The organism is Shinella sp. H4-D48, assembly GCF_022637395.1.
Lineage (GTDB): Bacteria > Pseudomonadota > Alphaproteobacteria > Rhizobiales > Rhizobiaceae > Shinella > Shinella sedimenti.
On sequence record NZ_CP093337.1, the window covers coordinates 636,223 to 658,022 of the forward strand.

Genomic DNA, 21,800 nt, shown 5'->3' on the forward strand with positions numbered 1-21,800 from the left:
GTCTATCTGCCGTCCAATGAGGAAGCAGCTTTTCATCATCGGTCTCGCCCTGGCACTGCCGTTCGCCGGCGCCTGCGCGCAGGAACCCGTTATTGCCCGGCCGGCGCAGACGATCGCGGAGACGCTGTCTGCGGCGACATCGTTGTCGCAACTGAAGGCGGTCGTCGTCGCGCGTGACGGCAAGATCGTCGCCGAGCGCGGTTATGGCGGGCATACGCCGGCCGAAAGCGCGAATATCAAATCGGCGTCGAAATCGATCATCTCGGCTCTTGTCGGTATCGCCATTTCCAAGGGCCTGCTCGAGGGCGTCGACCAGCCGATTGCGCCAATCCTCGCCAACGACCTGCCGGCGAAACGCGATCCGCGGCTCGACCGCATCACCATCGGCAACTTGCTTTCGATGCAGGCGGGGCTGGAGCGCACTTCCGGTGGCAACTACGGGCGCTGGGTGGCCAGCCGCAACTGGGTGCGCGCGGCCCTCGCCATGCCCTTCGCCGACGATCCGGGTGGGGCGATGCTCTACTCCACCGGCTCGACACATCTTCTCTCGGCGATCCTGACGAAGGTCGGCGGCAAGTCCACCCTGGCGCTGGCGCGCGACTGGCTCGGACCGCTCGAAGATTTCCGCATCGGCGCCTGGGATCGAGACCCGCAGGGCATCTATCTCGGTGGCAACCAGATGGCGATGAGCACACGCTCACTGCTGGCCTTCGGCGAGCTCTACCGAAATGGCGGGCGCACAGCGGAGGGCACGCAAATCGTGCCTGAGGACTGGATCCGCCAATCCTGGCAGTCGCGCACCAATTCGCGGTTTTCCAACGACGGCTATGGCTACGGCTGGTTCGAGCGGGTCATCGGCGGCAAGACGGTCCATTATGCCTGGGGTTTTGGCGGCCAGATGCTCTATATCGTGCCCGATCTGGCCCTGACCGTCGCAATGACCTCCGACGAGGGTGACCCTTCCGCCCGCTCCGGCTATCGGGATGAGCTGCATGACCTCCTGGCCAAGATCATTGGCACTGCCGGAAGCTGATCAGTTCGCGGCGCGGCGATAGAAGGCGAGCGAGCCTGCTAGCGCCAGCATCACACCGCCGCAGATGCGGTCGAGCCAGGCCGCACCCGACGTCTTGAGCAGCCGCACGGCCTGTGAGCCCAACGCCGCATAACCGAACATCACGATGAAATCGATGGCCGCGAAGACCAGCGCGAGCAGGGCATATTGCTGTGTCTGCTGGGCTGAAGGATCGATGAACTGCGGCAGGAAGGCCGAGAAGAACAGGTAACCCTTGGGATTGGTGACGGCGACCAGCAGGCTTTTCGAGAAGATCGCCCGCGCTGTCGTGCGGCCGGCGGCCTGTGCGTCGTCGAGGGCGCGGCCGAGCGCGCCGGTGGAGCGCAGCATCTGGATGCCGAGGAAGGCGAGATAGGCCGCACCCAGCCATTTGACGACGGTGAACCAGAATTCCGAGGCCGCCAGCAGTGCGCCGAGGCCAAGCGCAACTGCGCCGATCAACACGAAGTCCGACAGAACGGCGCCAACCATGCCTGGAAGTGCGCGGCGGATGCCGTAGCGCGAGCCGTTGGTGAGGGCGAGAAGCACGGTGGGGCCGGGTGTGGCAATGCCGATGAAAGCGACGGCGGCGAAGGCAATGAGGGTAATGGACGTCATGGTGGTTCCTCCTGCGAAAGTGCTCCCACGCTTCTGGCCGTCGTGCAAGCGGGGGATTTGACAGACGGGCGGTGAAGACCTATGTGCAGGGCAGGGTGAGAGCCCCTGCCGTCCGCGAGCGCGAGCTTTGGTGAAGTCTCTCTCAGAATAATCGGTCTTCCAGCATCACGCATGCGAACCGGTGGCAATGCGGGCTCCCTCCGAAATGACGCATGCAGACACTGGAGATCCGACATGCGTCCTCTCTCGACGCCCCTACCTTCCCTCGACACCTTGAAAGATCAGGCAAAGCGCCTGCGTGCGCGCTTTGCTGACGAGATGCAGCCCGTTTCGCATTCGCGTGCCCTGGAGCTGATCGCGGCCCAATACGGCTTTCGCGACTGGAATACGTTGCATGCCGCGGTCGGCAACCGGCCGCCGTTCGATCCCTGGATGCTCGGCTCGCGCGTGCGGGGCAGCTATCTCGGCCAACCGTTCGACGCTGAGGTGATCGGCGTGCAGGCGCTGACCACCCAGCCGGGTCGTTACCGCATGACACTGCATTTCGACACGCCCGTCGATGTGGTGACCTTCGACAGTTTCTCCGCCTTCCGCCAGCGGGTCAGCTGCACCGTCGATGAAACGGGGCGGACACTGGAAAAGACCTCGAACGGCCGGCCGCATCTGGAACTGGAGTGGTGAGGCTCAGAACGAGCCCTGGAACCGTGCCGCGAGACCGTTGACCTTGAAGTCGGCGGTCTCGTCGGCCTCCTTGCGCGCGAGATGACTGTATTCCAGCGCCACGGCCGCGCCCTTGGCAAGCGTGTAGGTGAGGGTCGCCGTCGTGGCATTGGTGCGGGTCCGGTAGTCGTAGGTCAGCCAGTCACTATAGGCCTGCTCGAAGGCGAGGCTGAGCTTCAGCTTCTCCGTCAGCGCAGTTTCGAGCGTAAGGCTGACCGTGCGGACGTCCTCGCCCATGGGGTCGTCTATGTCGGCAAGCGCGATGTCTCGTGACAGCTTTCCCTTGAGCACGACCGCGTCGGTGATTGCCCAGGCGAGTTCGGTTTTCAGAAACGGACGGGTCGGATCGACGGTCGTGCCCAGTTGCGGGCTTTGCACGCGCACGAGACCCGCCTCCGCCAGCAACGTTACTGCGCCGAACACGCGCCCGAAGGCGATCGAGCCGCGCAGGGTCTGTGCAGGATAGCGCTCGAAATTGTCCTGGGGATCGCCTGGAATACGGTTGGTGCGAAACTGCACCGTTGCGCCCACCTCGCCGCCGAGCAGCGGGCGGATATGCCCTGCCGTCACTTCATAGAGCGTGTTGCCGCCTTCAAGCTGCACGCGCGGCAGGTCGGGAATCGTCAATCGCGCCTTGCCAGGGCTGAAACGGGCGAGCGATGCGGTGAGGTGGCTCTTGCCGCCGGCATGTTCGATGGTGACGCCGGTGCTGGCATTGGCCAGAATGTCCGTCTGCCGGTAGCCCAGGAGAAGGCCGGGCAGGGCGAGCAGGATGTCGCCGGTCTGCCGGTGTTCGATGCCGCCTCGAAGCGTGAACTTGACGGTCTCACCGATGTCGCGCGTGAGGCCTAATTCGATCCCTGCCGCGCGCTCGTCCGCAAAACGGTATCGGGGCACCTGCCGCGCCCGCGTGGTCACCGCATAGGCGACGTCGGTTTCCTCAAGGTCGAAACTGCCGCGAAGGCTCAGTCCTGCTTCGGCAAAGGAGGCTGGAAGGCGCGTCGTATCCTTGAAGATATTCGATGTGCGGCCACCTCCGAAGGTGTAATCTATGGTTGAGTCCGCAAGCGACGGATTGCTGCCTGCCAGCAGCAGGATGGTGGTCAGCGTGCCATGAAAAATACGCATCCGGTTCCGCGCCCCGTGTCGGTTCATGGCTCGAAACCTAGACTTACGTGGTTAAAAAACTCTCAAAGGTTGAATATTTTGGGGTATATTGAGGTATATATCCGTATTGGTTGCATTCGATAGGTATTCGTTAAACTTGTCTACGTTATGGTTAACTCTTTGCTATATCGGGCAAATCCGGTTGTGTTGATGGAATTATATATTACCGTTGGTTGTGCATCCATGAGATGCGCAACCAACGGAGAGAGACCATGAACAAGACCCGTATCATCGCCATCGCCACCGTGATTGCTCTTGCCGGTGCCGGCCAGGCTTCCGCCGGCGGCCTGCTCGGCCTCGGTATCCTCAGCGCCAACAAGACCAAGACCGGCGGCATCGTGATCGCCCCGAGTGTCGGCGTGGGTGTCGGGAACGTCCTCAGCGACAACAACATCCTGAACGGTGTGCTCAACAACAACCTGAACGGCACGCTTTCCGGCGTGCTCAACGGCTCGGCCCTCGGCATTCTGAGCGGCAGCGGCGGCAGCGATTGCGGCTGCAAGAAGCGCAGACACTGACCGTAATCCCCACCCTGTCCCTGCGGTCAGTGGCCCGGGAGAGCTCGCTCTCCCGGGTTCATCATGTTGGGGCGTGTTCGGTATCAGCCGGCCAGATCGATGACGCCGCAGTCGCCAGTTTCACTAGCGAAGGCAAGCAGTTTGCCATTGCGGTTCCAGCCCATCGACGTGATGGCGCCCTTGCCGGGGCGGCGCAGCAGGACTTCGCGGCTGTCGGCGAAACGGGCCGCCAGCACCATGCCGTCGGAATAGCCGATGGCGACGACATCTTCCGCCGGATGACAGGAGACGCAGGTGACCATGACATCGGCGCGGGTGCCGAGTTCGAGCGGCGGCTTGCCCATCGGGCCGTCCTTGGCCGAGAACGGCCAGACGATGGCGGCGGGCGCGCCGGACGAAGCGAGCCACTTGCCCTTGGCGGACCAGGAGAACGACTTCACCTTGGCGGGGTAGCCCGTCATGCGCATATGGCGAGTATCGGCACCCGCTTTCGGATCGAGCTTCCAGCCGTGCAGGGCGTTTTCCTGCATGGTGGTGACGACGAAGCGGCCGTCCGGCGAGAAGGTGATGCCGTTATGCGCGCCCTTCCATTCCAGTTCGACCGGCTGGGCCGCCATCGCGACCCAATGCAGCGAAACGCCGTTGTAACGGGCGATCCCAATGCGCAGGCCTTTCGGCGCGAAGGCCATGCCCTCGACGGAACGACTTTCGGAGAATTCCTTGATTGTCCCGTCGGCTAACCGGACGCGCGCCGTGCGGCCTTCCGCGAAACCGACGGCGCCCTGCGGGCCGGCAGCTACGACGGAAATCCACTTGCGCGGCACCTCTGCCAAAACCGTCGCGGTGCCGTCGGCGGCGATGCGCTGGACCTTGCCGTCTTCGCCACCGGTGATCAGCGTATCGTTCGCCTCGTCGCGCACGCAGGCCAGCAGGCCGTCATGCGCCTCGGTGGCCTTCTGGCCATGGTCGAGACGATGGACGGTGCCGGAAGCGGAAGCGAAAAACGGCACGTCGCCGAGAAAGGCGGTCGCGACGACGTGGCCGTCGAGATCGAGAGGGGCGACTGTCGGCATTACACGTCTTTCCTGCCTGTGGTGTTATCCGAAAACCGCTTCACACTTTTCCGGATCATGCCTTCTGTGCCTCGCAGGCCTTGAAGGTCCGTTCGATCTTCTCACGGTCGAGGTCGCGGCCGATGAAGACGAGGCGGCTTTCCCGTTTCTCACCGTCCTTCCAGGCGCGCTGGTGATCGCCTTCAACGATCATGTGCACGCCCTGAACGACATAACGCTCCTCGTCGCCGGCAAAAGCGATGATGCCCTTGAGGCGCAGGATGTTCGGCCCGTCGGTCTGGGTGATCTTCTGGATCCAGGGGAAGAAGCGTTCCGGGTTCATCTCGCCGCCGCGCAGCGAAATAGACTGCACCGTCACGTCATGGATCGGCGAAACGCCGTGGTCATGATCATGGTGGTGGCCGTGGTCATGATCGTGGTGGTGATGATCATGACCGTGCTCATGATGGTGGTGATCGTGGTCGTGCCCATGATGATGGTGATCATGGCCGCAATCGGGGCCGCAGACATGGTCCGGATGATCGTGGTCGAGGAAGTGAGGATCGTTCTCGAGCGCGCGCTCCAGGTTGAACGCCCCCTGGTCGAGAACCTTGGTGAGGTCGATATCCGAGCGGGTCGTGCGATGGATGCGGGCGGACGGGTTGATCACCCGTACCGTCGCCTCGATCCTTGCAAGCTCTTCCGGGCTCACGAGATCGGTCTTGTTGATGAGGACGACGTCTGCGAAGGCGATCTGGTCCTCAGCCTCGCGGCTGTCCTTGAGGCGCAGCGGAAGGTGCTTGGCATCGACCAGTGCGACGACCGCGTCGAGTTCCGTCTTCTGACGGACATCGTCGTCCATGAAGAAGGTCTGGGCGACGGGAACCGGATCGGCAAGGCCCGTCGTCTCGACGATGATGGCGTCGAAGCGGCCGGGGCGGCGCATCAGGCCTTCCACCACGCGGATCAGGTCGCCGCGCACGGTGCAGCAGATGCAGCCGTTGTTCATCTCGTAGATTTCTTCATCGGACTCGACGATCAGGTCGTTGTCGATGCCGATCTCGCCGAATTCGTTGACGATGACGGCGTATTTCTTGCCGTGGTTCTCCGTAAGGATACGGTTGAGCAGCGTCGTCTTTCCGGCGCCGAGATAGCCGGTGAGCACGGTGACGGGAATGGGCTTGGGAAGAGCTGTTTCGGTCATGGGAACCTCGAGGGATGGGACGTTTGGGTCCGTCGTCGCGACTGATATAGGAGATCGAAAGGGCCAGCGCAAATGCCGTCAGCGAAGTGTTTCGACGTCAAATCCGTCAACATCCTCGAGAAGACCGACGAGACCGCGCACGGCGTGCATGATCAATCGCTCGCCCTTTTCGGCCGTCGCGGCGCTCGCGTCGCCGGCAACGCCCGCCGGATTGAGATCAGACATCTTCCAGCCGAAGGCATGGGGGCCATAGGCGCGCAGATGGGCGAAACGCGCGGCGAATTCCGCCTGCCGGGAGCCGAAGCGCTCCGCCTTGTCCATCCGGACCTTTTCCGGGTGCAGCGCCAGCATCACCGATGTCTCGATGTCGCCGCCATGGATGTCGATCGCTTTGTCTTCCGGCGTGATCCAGCCTTCGGGCTGGCCGAACCGTGTCCAGGCCGTGGCCACGACGAGCATGTCGAAACGCACGCGTGCTTCCGTTGCCACGATGGTCATCAGGGGCGCGTTGCCGCCATGTGCGTTGAGAAGGACAAGCTTGCGCAGGCCGAAGCGGTTTAGATCCGCGGCGATGCGCAGCCACCGTTCGATGGCGACGGCATAATCCAGCGAGCGCGTGCCGGGCACGTCGAGATGTTCCGGCGAATAGCCGATGGGCTCTGTCGGCAGGAACGTCACGGGCAGATGCGTCGGCAGGACGGCCATCAGGCGCTCCGCGATGCCCTCGGCGATTAGCGTGTCGGTTTCGAACGGGAGGTGGGGTCCGTGGCCCTCATGGGCGCCGAGCGGCAACACCGCGATCCAGCCGGCGCGGTCCTCCGGCGCAAGCATCGGGTCGTTTTCGGTCCACCGCATCTTCGGATGCGCCATTCCTGCCTCCGATCCTCACTTGCCGCCAGCCTTCAACCTGAGTCATACAAGGACAGGCCCATGATGCAAGGGCGAGGAGCGAGGCGATCGATGGGCAAGAAGCACAAAGACGGCAAGGACGGAAAGAAGGCTAAGAAGAAGAAATCGCACGATGCGGTTTCCGGCGCGGGTCTCGCCGCGGCCGTCGTGAATGCCGCGCGCTCCATGCGTACGGTGCTTTCGCGCAATCTGCTCGCCACCGGCCTCTATGCGGGACAGGACGGCGTTATCCTCGCGCTTGCCGAAGAGGGCGGGCTGACCGCCGGGGCGCTTGCTAACCGGCTCGGTGTCAAGGCGCCGACCATGACGCGCACGATCGGGCGGCTCGAAGCGCAGGGTTTCGTCGAACGGCGGGCCGATGGCACGGATGGTCGCCTGACCGTCGTGCATCTCACGGAGTCTGGGCACGCCTCCGTGGAGAAAATCACCGAGGCGGGACGATTGAGCGAGCAGCAGGCCGCCGAGGGCCTGAGCGAAAAGGACGTGCGCAATCTCCTGAAACTGCTGCGCGCCATGGACGAAAACCTGCATGGCGCCGTGCCGGACGAGGCCCGCGACAGCGAAAAGACAGTTGCCGACGAGATTTAAACTGTTTAAATAAACTGTTTTAAACGCGCAGGATGGCGCGGTCGTCGGGGAGGGGTCGTGGCACAGAAAATCAAGCTTTCCACCATAGCGGATACGCTCGGCGTTTCCACGGCGACGGTATCGCTTGCGCTGAGGGACAGCCCGCTGGTGGCGGCATCGACGCGCGACCGGATCAAGGAGCAGGCCCGCGCGCTGGGCTATATCTATAACCGCCGCGCGGCGAGCCTTCGCACGTCGCGCTCCGGCATCATCGGGGTCGTGGTTCACGACATCATGAACCCGTTCTATGCGGAAATCCTGAAGGCCATCGAAAGCGAGCTGGACCGCGACCGGCAGACCTTCATCCTTTCCAACCACTACGATTCGGTCGAAAAGCAGCGCAACTTCGTCGAGACGCTTCTCCAGCTGGGTGGTGACGGCGTGATCATGTCGCCGGCGATCGGCACGCCGCCGGAGGATATCCGGCTCGCCGAGGATAACGGCATGCCGGCGATCCTGATCGCGCGCTCGATCGACGGACTGGATGTGCCGATTTTTCGCGGCGACGACAGCTATGGAATTTCGCTTGCCACCAATCACCTGATCGGCCTTGGCCACCGCACCATCGCCATGGTGGGCGGGACGGACCAGACCTCCACCGGCCGCGACCGCTATCAAGGATACGTCAACGCCCTGCGCAAGGCCAATATCGAGGTTGATCCCAGCCTGCGCATTCCCGGGCCGCGCACCAAGCAGGGTGGTTTCGAGGCAGCGGTGCATTTCCTCTCGCTTCCGCAAAAGCCGACAGCGGCCGTCTGTTGGAACGATCTCGTGGCCATCGGCCTGATGAACGGCATCGCGCGCGCCGGCCTCGTGCCCGGCCGCGACGTCTCCGTTACCGGCTATGACGACCTGGAGGAGGCGGCAATCGCGACGCCCGCGCTGACCACCGTCTGGAACGGCCAGTCGGAAGTGGGACGCAATGCCGCGCGCGCGCTTCTCGACAAGCTGTCCGGCAGCCACGAGCCTGACGGCATTCATCTCATCAAACCGGAAATGCGCATTCGCCAGTCCACCGGGCCGCTGAAGCCGCATCCGGAAGGCTGAGGAGTTTCCTTCATGAACAGACCGCGCATCCTTATTCCAGGCATCATCCGTGAACGCGTGGTTGAACGCCTGAAAGACGCCTTCGATATCGTGCGTATCGACAGTGCGGACCCGGCTCTGGTAGCGCGATCCGAAGCCGCAGCCGTGTCGGGTGTGGCTGTTTCCGGGCGGCTCGATGCGGCGATGATCGCGCATTTGCCGGCGTTGGAGATCATCTCAAGCTTTGGTGTCGGTTATGATGGCGTGGACGTGTCGGCGGCTGCTGAACGCGGCATCGTCGTGACCAATACGCCTGACGTTTTGAATGACGAGGTCGCTGATACGGCGATCGGGCTGCTGCTCAATACCGTACGCCGTCTTCCGCAGGCCGAGACGTGGCTGCGCCAAGGGCGCTGGCAGCGCGACGGGGCCTTTCCGCTCTCGCGGCTCAGCCTTCGTGGTCGCAAGGCCGGCATCTACGGTCTGGGGCGCATCGGCATGGCGATCGCACGACGGCTGGAGGGCTTCGGCCTCGACATCGCCTACCACACCCGCCAGCCGCGCGAGGGTGTACCCTATACGTATCATTCTTCACTGACGGCCTTGGCACAGGCCGTCGATATCCTGATTGCCATCGTTCCCAAGACGCCGGAAACGCATCGGACGATCAATGCGGATGTTCTCAAGGCTTTGGGCAGCAATGGCGTGCTGATCAATGTCGGGCGCGGTTGGACGGTCGATGAGGCGGCGCTCGTTGCTGCCTTGAAGAACGGAGTTATCGCTGCCGCCGGGCTCGACGTGTTTTATGACGAGCCGAACGTCCCCGACGGCCTGCTCGATTTGCCGAACGTATCGCTTTTGCCGCATGTCGCCTCGGCCTCGGTCGCCACGCGCGATGCGATGGCCGATCTGGTCGTCGATAATCTCATCGCGTGGTTCGATCGCGGGCAGGCCCTGACTCCAGTGCCGGAAACGCCCTTTACCCGAAAATCAGGTTAGTATCCGGAAAGTCTTCGTTAACCATTCGGCAAGCTTGCGGGCGCATGCTTTTCCTGTCGAATCGTGCAAAGGAGATCTCCATGAAGACACTCACAATCGCCGCTTTGGCCGCTGTCGTGTCTCTGGGGCTCTGGGCTGTCGGTCGCGACCGGACACCGGACGTGGATCCCATCGTTTCGAGCTCCATTCCCGCTGGTGCGGCCGGACACAGCTACACAATCACCAATTCCGTTGCGAAAACGGCCTGTCTTGCCGAACGTGGCGCGGCGATCTCGGGGCGCAGCACGCGCTTTACAGCTGATCCGGACTGCGATGCCGTTTGGCCCGGCCTTGCCGGCGCGCGGACATGGACGCAGAACGGCGACGGCACGGTCGATGTGCTGGATGCGCGTGGCGAAGCGCTTCTCACTGTTGTCGATGGCGACGGGCTGGCCTATGAGGCCGTCGAGCCGGCAAATGCGATGGTTACCTTTGTCGCGGCAGACTGAGCCGGCCTACTCGGCCGCTGTCTGGCGCGCCATGCCCTGCCTAGCGGCGGCGTAGTCGCGAACGGCCTCACCGAAGGCCGCAAACAGTTTGTTTGACGGCTGATCGGAGCCGACCCAGTATTCCGGGTGCCACTGAACGCCGACCGCGAATGCCTTCGCGCCGATGACGGAAACCGCCTCGATCGTGCCGTCTTCCGCGACCGCTTCCACGGCCAGACGCGGTGCCATGTCCGAAATGGCCTGCCGATGCAGCGAGTTGACCTGGATCTCGCCAGTGCCGACGACGCCTGCAAGGCAGCTGCCTTCCTTGACGATCACCTTCTGGCGGATACCGTAGGCAACGTCGAGTTCGGGCGTATCGGGCTTGCGATGGTCCCACATGCCCGGCTGTTCCTGAATCTCGTTGGCAAGTGTGCCGCCCAGAACAACGTTGAGTTCCTGAATGCCGCGACAGATGGCAAGCAACGGAATACCGCGCTCCAGCGCGCGCTTGATGAGCGGCAGGCTGGTCGCATCGCGGGCGCGGTCATAGGGCCCTTCTGCATCAGTCGCCTCCTTGCCGTAAAGCGACGGATGCACATTCGTTCGCGAGCCACTGACCAGAAGCCCGTCCACCCGGTCGAGGATGCCGTCAAAGTCATTGTCCGCATCAAGTGCCGGCACAAGAAAGACGGTGACATCAGCGCCTTTTACGGCGGCACGCACATACTGGTTTGGGGTTGCCTGCCAGACGTTGCCTTCGATCTCCCTGATATCGGCTGGAATGGCGACGACGGGTTTCGACATGCTGGGCTCCGGGAAAAGAAATACCAAAAGAGGATTTGATATCAAATCTGGTTTCAGTCAATTCCTCTTTTCGGGCGAAATGACGACGACGGCCGTTTCCCTGCTGCGTGGCGCTGGTTTGTGAGATCACCAGTTTTCACGGGTACATCGGCAAATAATCGTTAACCACAAAACGGCGAATCCAGGTTGTACTAGACGATTACTCCCATGCGTTTTGAATAAATACTTTCGCGTTTTTTCACGCCTAGAGTTGCAAGTTTAACCTATGGCTGGTTGAGTATGTTTACTTTCGGCCTTTATTTTGCAATATTTGGTTGAAACTATCTTTTCCGCGTTGGGGGTGCACGCGAAAATTGCCGAGTGAGTCCCCAGTTATTGGGTAATCTCCCGAAATCATTCATTAAATTTTGGCCGGTAACCCTCGCATGCCATAGGGAGTGCCGAGTCCATGACGGATAAGGGTCAAAACACACTGCCGGCTGATGTATACCTGTCGTTCGTCAGCTCGCTGTACGGAAACCGTCAGACCCTTTTCGTGGGCATGATTTCGCATGTCATCACGCTCTCCTTTGTATTCGCCAAGACTTCCGATCCGTTCTTCCTGCTGTGGAGCGCGCTGGTCGTGCTCATATGGTCTCTGCGCGCGCGCGGCATGCGCCGTTTCGACCGGGCCCATAAAGCCGCGCTCGACATGGCGGGCATTCGCTATTGGGAGAACTGGTACAATCTCGGCGCCGTCGGCACGACATTCGCGCTGGGCACGGCGTGCTGCTACAGCCTTGTGGTCAGCCGCGACGCCTTTGCGGAAATTGCCTGTATCTCGGTGACTTTCGGCACCATGGTTTCGGTCGTCGGTCGCAACTACGGCTCTCCCCGGACCGTAAACTACATGGTTCTAGCGGCTTGCCTGCCGATTGCGGTCGGCTTCCTGGCCCTGCAGGATTTCTATCATGCCGTCCTCGCATCGCTGGTTCTGCCCTTTGCGATGACGACGCGTTCGATGGCCAACGGCGTTCGCACGTTCCTTTACGAAAACGTGCTGGCGGCGCGTGACCTTGCGACCATCGCGGACCGTTTCGACACGGCGCTCAACAACATGCCGCATGGCCTTTTCATGCTGGACGCGGACCACCGCATTCTGGTCGCCAACCGGCGTGCCTGCGAACTTCTGCATCTCGGCAGCCAGGAACGGCTGAAGGATTGCCACCTCGACCTCGTGCTGCGCTATGGCGTTCGCAACACGTTTTTGAACCTTGAGCAGAGCAAGGCTATCCTGCGCCAGCTCCAGGAGCTTCTGAACGGCGACCGCTCGCGGGCGCTCTTGCAGGTGAGGGAAGGGCTTTACCTCGAATTCACCGCGGCGCGCCGGGAAAACGGCGGCGCTGTCCTGATTTTCGAGGATGTCACGGCGCGTGTTCGGGCGGAAAAGAAGATCCTCCACATGGTGCGCTATGACAGCCTGACCGGGCTTCCGAACCGCGCCTATTTCGCCGATCTCGTTCAGGATGCGCTTTCGGAGCGCAAGAAGCCCGGCATGGTCGGCTTCATGGTGCTCGATGTCGACGACTTCAAACATGTCAACGACATGAAGGGCCACATCACGGGTGACCGCCTCCTGTGCGCGATCAGCGAGCGGCTGCGGCGGCTGGCGGTGGACAAGATCATTGTAAGCCACCTGATGGGTGACGAATTCATCCTCTTCTTCCCCAATGAGGCGAACCGTCGCGATCTGGAAGCGCGCATGCGTCGCTTCCACGAGCAGCTGCGCGGCACCTATGAATTCGACGGCATGACATTCCTTGTCTCATTCAGCGCGGGATGTGTGACGGTGCCGAGCGATGAGTTCCGGCTGGATGAAATGCAGATTCGCGCCGACCTGGCTCTGTTCGAGACGAAGTCCCGCGCCAAGGGCAGCGTCACCGTCTTCGAAGAAGAGATGGACGCGCGATACGTGGATCGCCAGAAGCTCAAGGAAGATCTTCGCGAGGCGCTTGCCGCTGACGCGCTCTCCGTCGCTTACCAGCCGATGTTCGTGCCCGACGGCACGAGCATAGAATGCTGCGAGGCGCTGTCGCGCTGGACGCATCCCGAACGTGGCGCCGTTGCGCCGAATGTATTCATCCAGATCGCCGAAGAGATGGGCATCGTCTCGGAAATCACCCGATTCATGATCAACCGTGCCTGCGCCGACTGCGTGACGTGGCCGTCGCATATGAGCGTTTCTGTCAACCTCTCCGTTCAGGACCTGCGCGGTACGGCAATCATCGGTGTCGTTTCGGAGGCGCTGGAGGCGGCGGGGCTTGCGCCGCATCGGCTGCATCTGGAGGTTACCGAAAGCTGCCTGATGGAAGAGCCGGTCAAGGTGCAGGCTATCCTGCAGGAACTGCGCGCCCGCGGCATTACTATCGCCATCGACGATTTCGGCACGGGCTATTCCAGCCTCAGCTATCTCGATCAGCTGCCGCTCGATGTCATCAAGATCGACCGGTCCTTCGTGCGCAACATCGGCGAAGACGCACGCCGCTTCAAGCTGCTGCGCGGCACGGTCAACCTGTCGCGGGAACTGGGGCTGCGGATCGTCATCGAAGGCGTCGAGACGCAGGAGCAGCTCGCGCTTATCAACAAGTATCACTGCGCGGATCTGGTCCAGGGCTATGTCTTCGCGGCGCCCATGTCGCCCGATGCCCTCCGTGACCGCTACGAAAGCCTGGCCCGCAAGCCGGCTGAGCCCCGCCGTCGCGGGCGGCGCGTCGCCTGATCCATCTTCCCTTGGCCTGAAAACCCACCGCGTGCATCAGTTTATGCAAATTTAGCGTTAACCATATATTAAGGTTAATGAATGGTATTTTACACAAATTGTCTTATATCGCTGATTATCGATTCCGGGGATGTCGTATCGCCGGTGTGTATTCGGGGGTGTTGGGCAATGGCGAGCGTCGGAACGGTAGCCAATCGCTTTTCTGAGAAACTGCTGGGGCTGCTCGACGGGGTGGAATACCGCCGCGTCGAGACGAGCGAGGACATGGAGGATATCGCCCGTATCCGCTACAAGGCCTACAAGGCCGGCAGCGTGATGCATCTGGGCGAGGAAACGCCGCTCCTCATCGACGAAGTCGATTTCGATAGCCATGCCTATGTGTTCGGCATCTATTATGAAGAGCGCCTGATCTCGACCGTGCGCCTGCACCACGTCACGCCCGATCATCGCGTGACCTCGTCGGGCAAGGTGTTTCCCGATGAGACGAAGGCATTTCTCGATGCCGGTCTGACGCTGATCGACCCGGTGCGGCTGGCGGCCGATCCCGAAATCTGGAGCGAAATGCCCGCCATTCCCTATCTGACATTGCGACTGGCTACGATGGCGGCCGACTATTTCGATGCCGATCGCGTGCTTCAGATGGTGAAGCCCGCGCATGCGGCCTTCTACAAGCGGGTGTTCGACGGTGACTTCGTCGCCTCGCCGAAAAGCAACCAGGGCAAGTTCATCATCGACCTGATGCTGATGGCGACGCGCTGCAAGGACGTGCGGTCTTCGCTCTATGCCCGCTTTCCGTTCTTCCAGTCGGAACCCTTCGAACGGCGGATGCTCTTTGCCCGTGGCGAAGATATGCCGTTCAGCCCCCTGACGGTGCGGCCAACGGCGCGCCTTGCCGACAGCCATCGCCGGATACAGCTGTCGGGCGGCGCCTACGCTGGGTAATGCTTGCGCCTTTATGTCGCAGTGCAGGCCGGTTTCACCTGAAACCGGCCTGCATCGTTTCCGGAAGGGGAAAGTGGCAAAGGCTAAGTTCCCCTTGCCGTTGCGCTTTGGCGATCCATTGTGTATGGCCTGAACAACGTGCGCTTCTGGCGCTTGGGGAAGAGCCGGGCCGCTTCGCAGGCCCGATGGTTATAAGCGCTCATCGGATGGGGGATTTCCGGCTGGCGAGCGTGGCTGCTTAGGAGAAGGTGACTATGGCTGAACATCATACCGGACCGATCGAAATGGGCGCTCCGATGGATTATCCCGAGCACGAGAAGACCTACGGTCTCTTCATCGCGGGCGCCAAGTACGGCACGCTGATCTGCGTTGCGCTGTTGATCGCCATGGCTGCCGGTTTCTTCACCAGCGCCGGCTTCTTCAGCGCCTTCCTGCTTTTCATCATTCTCAACGTCGCCGGTTTCTTCCTGCTTCGTTAATCCAACATCTGCAATACCGCAGCTTGTTCCGGCGCCATCCGGCGCCGCGATCCAACACGGCCAGTCTCGGGGGGAGGACCACGGTTTGAGTCAGTGTGTTTTTGTAGCGCGTGAAAGTGATACGGCAGAAGGTCGTGTCGCGGCTTCCGTGGAAACCGTGAAGAGAATGAAAGGCCTCGGGCTGGATGTGCTCGTAGAGGCCGGAGCGGGGCTTCGATCCCGAATTCTCGACGCCGACTATGAAGCTGTCGGTGCGCGCATCGTCGGGGCCGAAGAGGCGAGATCCGCCGATGTGGTGCTCAAGGTGCGCCGGCCCTCATCCGGTGAAATCGCCACCTACAGGCCCGGTGCCGTCGTCATCGCTACGATGGATCCCTACGGCAACGAAGCTGCCATCGCCGAAATGGCGAATGCCGGTCTCACCACCTTTGCCATGGAACTGATGCCGCGTATCACGCGCGCCCAGTCGATGGATATCCTGTCCTCGCAGGCGAACCTTGCGGGCTATCAGGCCGTCATCGATGCAGCCCATGAATTCGACCGCGCCATGCCGATGATGATGACCGCCGCCGGCACGGTGCCGGCCGCCAAGGTCTTCGTCATGGGCGCCGGCGTTGCCGGTCTGCAGGCCATCGCCACCGCCCGCCGGCTCGGTGCGGCCGTTTCCGCGACAGATGTCCGTCCGGCCGCCAAGGAGCAGGTCGCTTCCCTCGGTGCCAAGTTCATCGCCGTCGAGGACGACGAGTTCAAGGCCGCGGAAACCGCTGGTGGCTATGCCAAGGAAATGTCCAAAGAGTATCAGGCGAAGCAGGCAGCCCTCGTGGCTGACCATATCGCCAAGCAGGATATCGTCATCACGACCGCGCTTATTCCGGGCCGTCCGGCACCGCGCCTCGTGACCCGCCAGATGCTGGCCGCCATGCGCAACGGTTCTATTGCCGTCGATCTTGCCGTCGAACGCGGTGGCAATGTGGAAGGCGCCGAGCCCGGCAAGGTCGTCGAGGTCGAGGGCGTGAAGGTCATCGGCTATCTCAACGTGCCGGGCCGTATCGCGGCCTCCGCCTCCGCGCTTTACGCGAAGAACCTTCTCACGTTCCTTGAGACCATGGTCGACAAGGAAACGAAATCGGTTTCGGTGAATGTCGAGGATGAACTCGTCAAGGCGACGATGCTGACCAACGGCGGCGCCGTTGTGCATCCGAACTTCGGAGGTGCGGTTCAGCAAGGGGAGGGCAAGTGATGGCGAACGAACTTCTCGACAAGGCAATCACTGATCTTGAACGCGCCGTGGAAGCCGTTCGTACGGCGTCCGAATACGTGCCGGATGCGGCCGCTGCCGCTGCGCACGGCATTTCCGGCGGGGCGATCGATCCCTTCGTCTTCCGCCTCGCGATCTTCGTGCTGTCGATCTTTGTCGGCTACTACGTGGTTTGGTCAGTAACGCCCGCGCTGCATACGCCGCTGATGGCTGTTACCAACGCCATCTCGTCGGTCATCGTGGTCGGTGCCCTTCTGGCTGTCGGCATCTCGCTTTCGGGTGTTGCGACGGGTTTCGGCTTCGTCGCGCTCATCCTCGCCTCCGTCAATATTTTTGGCGGCTTCCTCGTCACCCAGCGCATGCTGGCGATGTACAAGAAAAAAGAGAAGTGAGGGCGGCCAGATGAACGTGAACTTCGCAGCCTTCCTCTACCTCGTTTCCGGGGTACTCTTCATCATGGCACTGCGCGGCCTGTCGCACCCGACGACCAGCCGGCGCGGCAATATGCTCGGCATGATCGGCATGGGCATCGCCATCGGCACGACGCTGCTTCTGGCAACGCCGTCCTTCGGCGGTCTCGTGCTCATAGTGCTCGGCATTGCCATCGGCGGCGGTGCAGGCGCCTATATCGCCCGCTCGATCCCGATGACGTCGATGCCGCAGCTCGTCGCCGGCTTCCACTCGCTCGTCGGCCTTGCCGCTGTGCTGGTCGCCGCTGCCGCGCTTTATTCGCCGGTGTCCTTCGGCATCGGTCAGGTCGGTGAGATCCATGGCCAGGCGCTTGTCGAAATGGCGCTCGGTGCGGCCATCGGCGCGATCACCTTCACCGGCTCGATCATCGCCTTCCTGAAGCTCGACGGGCGCATGTCCGGCAAGCCGATCATGCTGCCCTACCGGCATGTGATCAACATCGCGCTGCTGGCAGCGATAGTCGTCTTCATCGTCGGACTGACCCTGTCGGAAAGCCATTTCGATTTCTGGCTGATCGTTATCCTGGCGCTGGCGCTCGGCGTGCTTCTGATCGTACCGATCGGCGGCGCCGACATGCCCGTCGTCGTCTCCATGCTCAACTCGTATTCGGGTTGGGCGGCGGCCGGTATCGGCTTCACGCTGGGTAACCTCGCTCTCATCATCACGGGCGCGCTGGTCGGCTCCTCGGGTGCGATCCTGTCCTATATCATGTGCAAGGGCATGAACCGCTCGTTCATTTCCGTCATCCTGGGCGGTTTCGGCGGCGATAGCGGTGCGGCGGCAAGCGATGACGGCGTGCAGCGCACGGTCAAGCAGGGTTCGGCCGACGATGCGGCCTTCCTCATGGCGAATGCCAGCAAGGTGATCATCGTGCCCGGTTACGGCATGGCGGTTGCCCAGGCTCAGCACGCGGTACGTGAACTGGCAGACGCTCTCAAGAAGAACGGCGTCGAGGTCAAGTATGCCATTCATCCGGTCGCGGGCCGCATGCCCGGCCATATGAACGTGCTGCTTGCCGAAGCGAACGTGCCCTATGACGAAGTGTTCGAACTCGAGGATATCAACTCGGAATTCGCACAGGCCGACGTGGCCTATGTCATCGGCGCCAACGACGTGACGAACCCGGCCGCGCGCGACGACAAGTCCTCGCCGATCTACGGCATGCCCATCCTTGACGTCGACAAGGCCAAGACCTGCCTCTTCGTCAAGCGTTCGCTCGGCTCCGGATATGCCGGCATCGACAATACGCTGTTCTACAAGGATGGCACGATGATGCTGCTGGGCGATGCCAAGAAGATGACGGACGATATCGTCAAGGCGATGAACCACTAAGCGGTTCAAACCAGCCCGGAATGAAAAAGCCCGCGATCATCTCGCGGGCTTTTGTTTGGGAAGGGCGACAGCCTTGTCAGGCAGGCTGGGGCTTGTTGCCGGCGCCGCGCGTGCGGGCGAGGCCATCCTTGGCCGGCTTGTAGTTGGGATCGAGGCGCAGCGCCTGCGAGTAGGAACGGGAAGCCTTGGCCATTTCGCCGCGGCGCTCGTAGATCAGCGCCTGGTTTGCCCAGGATTCCGATAGCTTCCCGTCGAGGCCGATGGCCGTGTTGAAGTCCGAGAACGCGTTGTCGTCGTCGCCCAGCGCCGCATAGGAAATGCCTCGACCGTTATAGGGCTCAGCCGAGTTCGGCGACAGCGAGATGGCCTTCGAGAAGTCCTCGATCGCCTTTTGGTGCTGGCGGCGGGCCTGATAGATCAGGCCGCGATTGTGATAGGCGCGGGGATCGGTCGTATCGAGCTCGATGGCGCGGTTGAAATCGCGGAACGCATCGTCCAGGCGCCCGGCCTGGCGGTACAGATTGCCGCGACCGATATAGGCCACGTCATAGCGCGGGTTGATCTGCAGCGCGGTGTTGTAGTCGGAGACCGCCTGCGCCTGATCGCCGAGGCTGCGCTGCACGAGCGCGCGGTTCGCATAGGCCTGGTAGAAACGCGGATTGAGCTCGATCGCCCGGTTGAAGTCGTCCAGGGCCCGGCGGTTTTCACCAGCACGGCCATAGGCCGAACCGCGCACATTGTAGCCTTCGGGGTCCTGCGGATTGGCGGCGATCACGGCCGAAAGCGACGCGATATTCTGCTGCGATCCCTGGGCGCGTTCGACCTTGAGGACATCCGTCGAGGTCGTTGACTGGCAGCCCGCCAGAAGAACGGCGAGCGAGGTCGCGGCAACCGCGGCCATCAGGGAGCGACGCATGTCAGCGGCGGGAAAGCGATTGTTCAGAAACCCGGTAGATGCAGCCATATTCAAGTGCGAATCCTCAAAGTAAGCTTCTCTCGCGCCTCATGCGCAAGGAAACCGCTACGGCTTTGTCAGCAATTCCGGCGGGTAATTGTAGCGGGTGCGCCCGAAATTGCACGGAACGTCTTTCATAAGGGTGAAAAAAGATCCGTTCACGTCAAAAAAGGCGGCGGCGATATGTTCGCCCCCGCCCGGTCTTGCATCCGAAAACGTCGAAATGACGGCCGATTAACGGGCGCCCGGACGTGCGCTGACGAGGCCTTCGCGCTGCGCACGCTTGCGAGCGAGCTTGCGAACGCGACGGACGGCTTCAGCCTTCTCGCGTGCACGCTTCTCAGACGGCTTTTCGTAATAGTCGCGCATCTTCATTTCACGGAAAATGCCTTCGCGCTGCATCTTCTTCTTGAGAGCGCGGAGAGCCTGATCAACGTTGTTGTCGCGGACAAGTACCTGCACGAGAATCCCGTTCCTTTGGTTGTTGTAAGCCATGCGAGTACTGGTCGCGAGGCAAATGGATGACGTTCGCTCAGCCCAACGGGCCGGCAATTGGCGGGTCGGATATCAGATCGTCTGAGGAAAGTCCAGCCTCTGACGGCGCGTGTTAAGGATATTTGCATGGCGCCGTCATAAATCCCCAGCAAAGGGCGGATGCGGGCCATGTCGCATGTGGTACAAGGTGCGCCTGAATGCGTCGCAAAGGATACGGCGCGAAACGCCAGGATTTGCTTTTTATCGGGGCAGGAAACAGCCGGCGCGACCGGCGAGATATTGAGGATACGGGATGCGCAAATATTCGGTTTTCGCCGTCGCCCGGGAGGCGATGCGCGGCCACAAGGGGTGGGAGGCGCAGTGGACCTCGCCCGAGCCGCGCAAGGAATACGACGTGATCATCGTCGGCGGCGGCGGCCACGGCCTGGGCGCAGCCTACTATCTCGCCAAGGAGCACGGCATCACCAACATCGCCGTGATCGAGAAGGGCTGGCTCGGCGGCGGCAATACCGGCCGCAACACGACCATCATCCGCTCGAACTATCTCTATGACGAGAGCATGGATATCTATGAGCACTCGCTCAAGCTCTGGGAAGGGCTGAGCCAGGACCTCAACTACAACGTCATGTACTCGCCGCGCGGTGTGATGATGCTGTCGCACAACGTGCACGACAAGCAGTCCTTCGGCCGCCACATTCATGCCAACCGCCTCTACGGCATCGATAACGAATGGCTGACGCCCCAGCAGGCGAAGGAATTCGTTCCGGTCCTCGATATTTCGGCCTCCGCGCGCTACCCCATCAATGGTGCCGCCCTCCAGCGCCGCGGCGGTACGGCTCGGCACGATGCTGTTGCATGGGGCTATGCCCGTGCGGCGTCGGATCGCGGCGTGCATGTTATCCAGAACTGCGAAGTGAAGGGCATCCGCCGCGGGCCCGACGGCGCCGTGACGGGCGTGGAGACCTCGAAGGGGTTCATCGGCGCCAAGAAAGTAGCGGTTTCGGCGTCCGGCCATAACTCGGTCATCCTGTCGATGGCAGACGTGAAGCTGCCGCTGCATTCGGTGCCGCTCCAGGCTCTGGTTTCAGAGCCGATGAAGCCGATCTTCCCGTGCGTGGTCATGTCCAACTCGGTGCATGCCTATATCTCGCAGTCGGACAAGGGCGAACTCGTCATCGGCGCCGGTACGGACCAGTACAATTCGTATTCCCAGACCGGGGGCCTGCAGATCATCACGCATACGCTGGATGCCATCTGCGAACTCTTCCCGATGTTCCGTCGTGTGAAGATGATGCGCCAGTGGGGCGGCATCACCGACAACACGCCTGATCGTTCGGCGATCCAGGGCGTGACGCCGGTGAAGAACCTCTTCGTCAATTGCGGCTGGGGCACCGGCGGCTTCAAGGCGACGCCCGGTTCGGCGCATCTCTTCGCGCATCTCATCGCGAAGGGCGAGCCGCACAAGCTGGCGGCCGGCCTGACGCTCGACCGCTTCCGCACCGGCCGCCTCATCGACGAGGCAGCGGCCGCGGCCGTGGCACACTGATGAACGTGGCGCTCGCCGCCGGATTGCTGATGACGGCCGGTGTAATGCCGGTGGGTTCGATCATTCCCGAACCCGACGATTTCCGTCTTCAGTCGATCCACAAGGCGGCGGGCGAGCAGAACTGGCCTTTCGTTGCAGAGAGGGGGATGCTGGGGTGCGTCGAAATGCTTGGCAAGCGGGTGGTCTATTTCATCCCGGGCGACGAGATGGAGCGGGCCTACAACATCGACATAAACCTTCTTGCGATGAGTGTTGCCAATCTCGGAATAACGAATGTGCTGGCCCCCTATGAGGATAGCGCGCAACTGCTTTACCGGCTTGTGCCTTTCGTCTCCATGGGACAGCGACTTTGCGATCAGGAACCGGGCTCGTTTGTGACGGAACCGGAGCTTTAAACAG

At 61.9% G+C, this 21,800-nt stretch carries 23 protein-coding genes; 15 read left to right on the plus strand and 8 right to left on the minus strand.

All coding sequences use genetic code 11. The features are described 5' to 3' along the window. Positions 1–16 precede the first annotated feature (16 nt). A complete protein-coding gene (locus tag MNR02_RS03030) occupies positions 17–1,033 on the plus strand; it encodes a serine hydrolase (protein ID WP_241948041.1) in 1,017 nt (338 codons plus the stop codon). Here the strand turns inward: MNR02_RS03030 and MNR02_RS03035 are convergent, their stop codons facing one another. Further along, positions 1,034–1,669 carry a LysE family translocator gene (locus MNR02_RS03035; protein ID WP_241948042.1) on the minus strand — a complete coding sequence of 212 codons (636 nt, stop codon included), beginning with the start codon at positions 1,667–1,669 and terminating at the stop codon, positions 1,034–1,036. A gap of 234 nt (positions 1,670–1,903) precedes the next feature. Here MNR02_RS03035 and MNR02_RS03040 point away from each other — a divergent pair, with 234 nt between their 5' ends. Next, on the plus strand, positions 1,904–2,350 hold the full coding sequence (locus MNR02_RS03040) for a glyoxalase superfamily protein (RefSeq protein WP_241601827.1): 447 nt from the start codon (positions 1,904–1,906) through the stop codon (positions 2,348–2,350). A 3-nt stretch (positions 2,351–2,353) separates the two neighbouring features. Here MNR02_RS03040 and MNR02_RS03045 read toward each other — a convergent pair whose 3' ends face one another. Beyond that, complete coding sequence (locus tag MNR02_RS03045) at positions 2,354–3,517, minus strand: outer membrane beta-barrel protein (RefSeq protein ID WP_241948043.1); 1,164 nt, start codon at positions 3,515–3,517, stop codon at positions 2,354–2,356. Between the two features lie 251 nt (positions 3,518–3,768). Between MNR02_RS03045 and MNR02_RS03050 the strand changes: the two genes are divergently transcribed. Continuing rightward, the gene (locus MNR02_RS03050) at positions 3,769–4,074 is read left to right on the plus strand and encodes a hypothetical protein (RefSeq protein ID WP_241948044.1); all 306 of its coding nucleotides are present in this window, start codon (positions 3,769–3,771) and stop codon (positions 4,072–4,074) included. An 83-nt stretch (positions 4,075–4,157) separates the two neighbouring features. Here the strand turns inward: MNR02_RS03050 and MNR02_RS03055 are convergent, their stop codons facing one another. The 3 genes from MNR02_RS03055 to MNR02_RS03065 form a co-directional block, all read right to left on the minus strand. Beyond that, on the minus strand, positions 4,158–5,147 hold the full coding sequence (locus tag MNR02_RS03055; protein ID WP_241948045.1) for a WD40 repeat domain-containing protein: 990 nt from the start codon (positions 5,145–5,147) through the stop codon (positions 4,158–4,160). A 55-nt stretch (positions 5,148–5,202) separates the two neighbouring features. Continuing rightward, positions 5,203–6,330, minus strand: coding sequence for a GTP-binding protein (locus MNR02_RS03060; protein WP_241948046.1), 1,128 nt, complete (start codon positions 6,328–6,330; stop codon positions 5,203–5,205). Between the two features lie 78 nt (positions 6,331–6,408). Beyond that, a complete protein-coding gene (locus tag MNR02_RS03065; RefSeq protein ID WP_241601836.1) occupies positions 6,409–7,200 on the minus strand; it encodes a creatininase family protein in 792 nt (263 codons plus the stop codon). A gap of 90 nt (positions 7,201–7,290) precedes the next feature. On the opposite strand from MNR02_RS03065, the gene MNR02_RS03070 reads away from it, so the two are divergent. The 4 genes from MNR02_RS03070 (at position 7,291) to MNR02_RS03085 (ending at position 10,379) form a co-directional block, all read left to right on the plus strand. After that, positions 7,291–7,827, plus strand: a complete 537-nt coding sequence (locus MNR02_RS03070) for a MarR family winged helix-turn-helix transcriptional regulator (protein WP_241601837.1) — start codon at positions 7,291–7,293, stop codon at positions 7,825–7,827. 57 nt (positions 7,828–7,884) lie between these two features. Next, complete coding sequence (locus MNR02_RS03075; protein ID WP_241601838.1) at positions 7,885–8,913, plus strand: LacI family DNA-binding transcriptional regulator; 1,029 nt, start codon at positions 7,885–7,887, stop codon at positions 8,911–8,913. A 12-nt stretch (positions 8,914–8,925) separates the two neighbouring features. Beyond that, the gene (locus tag MNR02_RS03080; RefSeq protein ID WP_241948047.1) at positions 8,926–9,891 is read left to right on the plus strand and encodes a 2-hydroxyacid dehydrogenase; all 966 of its coding nucleotides are present in this window, start codon (positions 8,926–8,928) and stop codon (positions 9,889–9,891) included. Between the two features lie 80 nt (positions 9,892–9,971). After that, complete coding sequence (locus tag MNR02_RS03085) at positions 9,972–10,379, plus strand: hypothetical protein (protein WP_241601840.1); 408 nt, start codon at positions 9,972–9,974, stop codon at positions 10,377–10,379. Between the two features lie 6 nt (positions 10,380–10,385). On the opposite strand, the gene MNR02_RS03090 is transcribed toward MNR02_RS03085, so the two are convergent. Next, positions 10,386–11,165 carry a gamma-glutamyl-gamma-aminobutyrate hydrolase family protein gene (locus MNR02_RS03090; RefSeq protein WP_241601841.1) on the minus strand — a complete coding sequence of 260 codons (780 nt, stop codon included), beginning with the start codon at positions 11,163–11,165 and terminating at the stop codon, positions 10,386–10,388. Positions 11,166–11,613: 448 nt separating this feature from the next. Between MNR02_RS03090 and MNR02_RS03095 the strand changes: the two genes are divergently transcribed. The 6 genes from MNR02_RS03095 to MNR02_RS03120 all read left to right on the plus strand — a co-directional run bounded on the left by MNR02_RS03095 (position 11,614) and on the right by MNR02_RS03120 (position 18,405). After that, positions 11,614–13,923 (plus strand): bifunctional diguanylate cyclase/phosphodiesterase, encoded by a 2,310-nt coding sequence (locus tag MNR02_RS03095; RefSeq protein ID WP_241948048.1) that lies wholly within the window; start codon positions 11,614–11,616, stop codon positions 13,921–13,923. 168 nt (positions 13,924–14,091) lie between these two features. Continuing rightward, on the plus strand, positions 14,092–14,865 hold the full coding sequence (locus MNR02_RS03100; protein ID WP_241948049.1) for a hypothetical protein: 774 nt from the start codon (positions 14,092–14,094) through the stop codon (positions 14,863–14,865). A 254-nt stretch (positions 14,866–15,119) separates the two neighbouring features. Then, positions 15,120–15,344 (plus strand): aa3-type cytochrome c oxidase subunit IV, encoded by a 225-nt coding sequence (locus MNR02_RS03105; protein WP_241601846.1) that lies wholly within the window; start codon positions 15,120–15,122, stop codon positions 15,342–15,344. 85 nt (positions 15,345–15,429) lie between these two features. Further along, the gene (locus MNR02_RS03110) at positions 15,430–16,584 is read left to right on the plus strand and encodes a Re/Si-specific NAD(P)(+) transhydrogenase subunit alpha (RefSeq protein WP_241948050.1); all 1,155 of its coding nucleotides are present in this window, start codon (positions 15,430–15,432) and stop codon (positions 16,582–16,584) included. Further along, positions 16,584–16,994 (plus strand): NAD(P) transhydrogenase subunit alpha, encoded by a 411-nt coding sequence (locus MNR02_RS03115; protein ID WP_241601861.1) that lies wholly within the window; start codon positions 16,584–16,586, stop codon positions 16,992–16,994. The genes MNR02_RS03110 and MNR02_RS03115 overlap by 1 nt, the downstream gene beginning before the upstream one ends. Positions 16,995–17,004: 10 nt before the next feature. After that, on the plus strand, positions 17,005–18,405 hold the full coding sequence (locus tag MNR02_RS03120) for an NAD(P)(+) transhydrogenase (Re/Si-specific) subunit beta (RefSeq protein ID WP_241601862.1): 1,401 nt from the start codon (positions 17,005–17,007) through the stop codon (positions 18,403–18,405). Between the two features lie 76 nt (positions 18,406–18,481). On the opposite strand, the gene MNR02_RS03125 is transcribed toward MNR02_RS03120, so the two are convergent. Continuing rightward, entirely contained in the window at positions 18,482–19,321 is an 840-nt protein-coding gene (locus tag MNR02_RS03125; RefSeq protein ID WP_241948812.1) for a tetratricopeptide repeat protein, read from the minus strand. Positions 19,322–19,594: 273 nt separating this feature from the next. After that, positions 19,595–19,822 (minus strand): 30S ribosomal protein S21, encoded by a 228-nt coding sequence (gene rpsU / locus MNR02_RS03130; RefSeq protein ID WP_134645949.1) that lies wholly within the window; start codon positions 19,820–19,822, stop codon positions 19,595–19,597. 325 nt (positions 19,823–20,147) lie between these two features. Between rpsU and MNR02_RS03135 the strand changes: the two genes are divergently transcribed. Next, positions 20,148–21,401, plus strand: a complete 1,254-nt coding sequence (locus tag MNR02_RS03135; protein ID WP_241601863.1) for a sarcosine oxidase subunit beta family protein — start codon at positions 20,148–20,150, stop codon at positions 21,399–21,401. After that, positions 21,401–21,796, plus strand: a complete 396-nt coding sequence (locus MNR02_RS03140) for a hypothetical protein (RefSeq protein ID WP_241948051.1) — start codon at positions 21,401–21,403, stop codon at positions 21,794–21,796. The genes MNR02_RS03135 and MNR02_RS03140 overlap by 1 nt, the downstream gene beginning before the upstream one ends. Positions 21,797–21,800: the final 4 nt, after the last annotated feature.

Coding starts and splice junctions, on each gene's coding strand:
- MNR02_RS03030 (WP_241948041.1), top strand. CDS start 17: ATGAGGAAGCAGCTTTTCATCATCGGTCTCGCCCTGGCACTGCCGTTC.
- MNR02_RS03035 (WP_241948042.1), bottom strand. CDS start 1,669: ATGACGTCCATTACCCTCATTGCCTTCGCCGCCGTCGCTTTCATCGGC.
- MNR02_RS03040 (WP_241601827.1), top strand. CDS start 1,904: ATGCGTCCTCTCTCGACGCCCCTACCTTCCCTCGACACCTTGAAAGAT.
- MNR02_RS03045 (WP_241948043.1), bottom strand. CDS start 3,517: ATGCGTATTTTTCATGGCACGCTGACCACCATCCTGCTGCTGGCAGGC.
- MNR02_RS03050 (WP_241948044.1), top strand. CDS start 3,769: ATGAACAAGACCCGTATCATCGCCATCGCCACCGTGATTGCTCTTGCC.
- MNR02_RS03055 (WP_241948045.1), bottom strand. CDS start 5,147: ATGCCGACAGTCGCCCCTCTCGATCTCGACGGCCACGTCGTCGCGACC.
- MNR02_RS03060 (WP_241948046.1), bottom strand. CDS start 6,330: ATGACCGAAACAGCTCTTCCCAAGCCCATTCCCGTCACCGTGCTCACC.
- MNR02_RS03065 (WP_241601836.1), bottom strand. CDS start 7,200: ATGGCGCATCCGAAGATGCGGTGGACCGAAAACGACCCGATGCTTGCG.
- MNR02_RS03070 (WP_241601837.1), top strand. CDS start 7,291: ATGGGCAAGAAGCACAAAGACGGCAAGGACGGAAAGAAGGCTAAGAAG.
- MNR02_RS03080 (WP_241948047.1), top strand. CDS start 8,926: ATGAACAGACCGCGCATCCTTATTCCAGGCATCATCCGTGAACGCGTG.
- MNR02_RS03085 (WP_241601840.1), top strand. CDS start 9,972: ATGAAGACACTCACAATCGCCGCTTTGGCCGCTGTCGTGTCTCTGGGG.
- MNR02_RS03090 (WP_241601841.1), bottom strand. CDS start 11,165: ATGTCGAAACCCGTCGTCGCCATTCCAGCCGATATCAGGGAGATCGAA.
- MNR02_RS03095 (WP_241948048.1), top strand. CDS start 11,614: ATGACGGATAAGGGTCAAAACACACTGCCGGCTGATGTATACCTGTCG.
- MNR02_RS03100 (WP_241948049.1), top strand. CDS start 14,092: ATGGCGAGCGTCGGAACGGTAGCCAATCGCTTTTCTGAGAAACTGCTG.
- MNR02_RS03105 (WP_241601846.1), top strand. CDS start 15,120: ATGGCTGAACATCATACCGGACCGATCGAAATGGGCGCTCCGATGGAT.
- MNR02_RS03115 (WP_241601861.1), top strand. CDS start 16,584: ATGGCGAACGAACTTCTCGACAAGGCAATCACTGATCTTGAACGCGCC.
- MNR02_RS03120 (WP_241601862.1), top strand. CDS start 17,005: ATGAACGTGAACTTCGCAGCCTTCCTCTACCTCGTTTCCGGGGTACTC.
- MNR02_RS03125 (WP_241948812.1), bottom strand. CDS start 19,321: ATGCGTCGCTCCCTGATGGCCGCGGTTGCCGCGACCTCGCTCGCCGTT.
- MNR02_RS03135 (WP_241601863.1), top strand. CDS start 20,148: ATGCGCAAATATTCGGTTTTCGCCGTCGCCCGGGAGGCGATGCGCGGC.
- MNR02_RS03140 (WP_241948051.1), top strand. CDS start 21,401: ATGAACGTGGCGCTCGCCGCCGGATTGCTGATGACGGCCGGTGTAATG.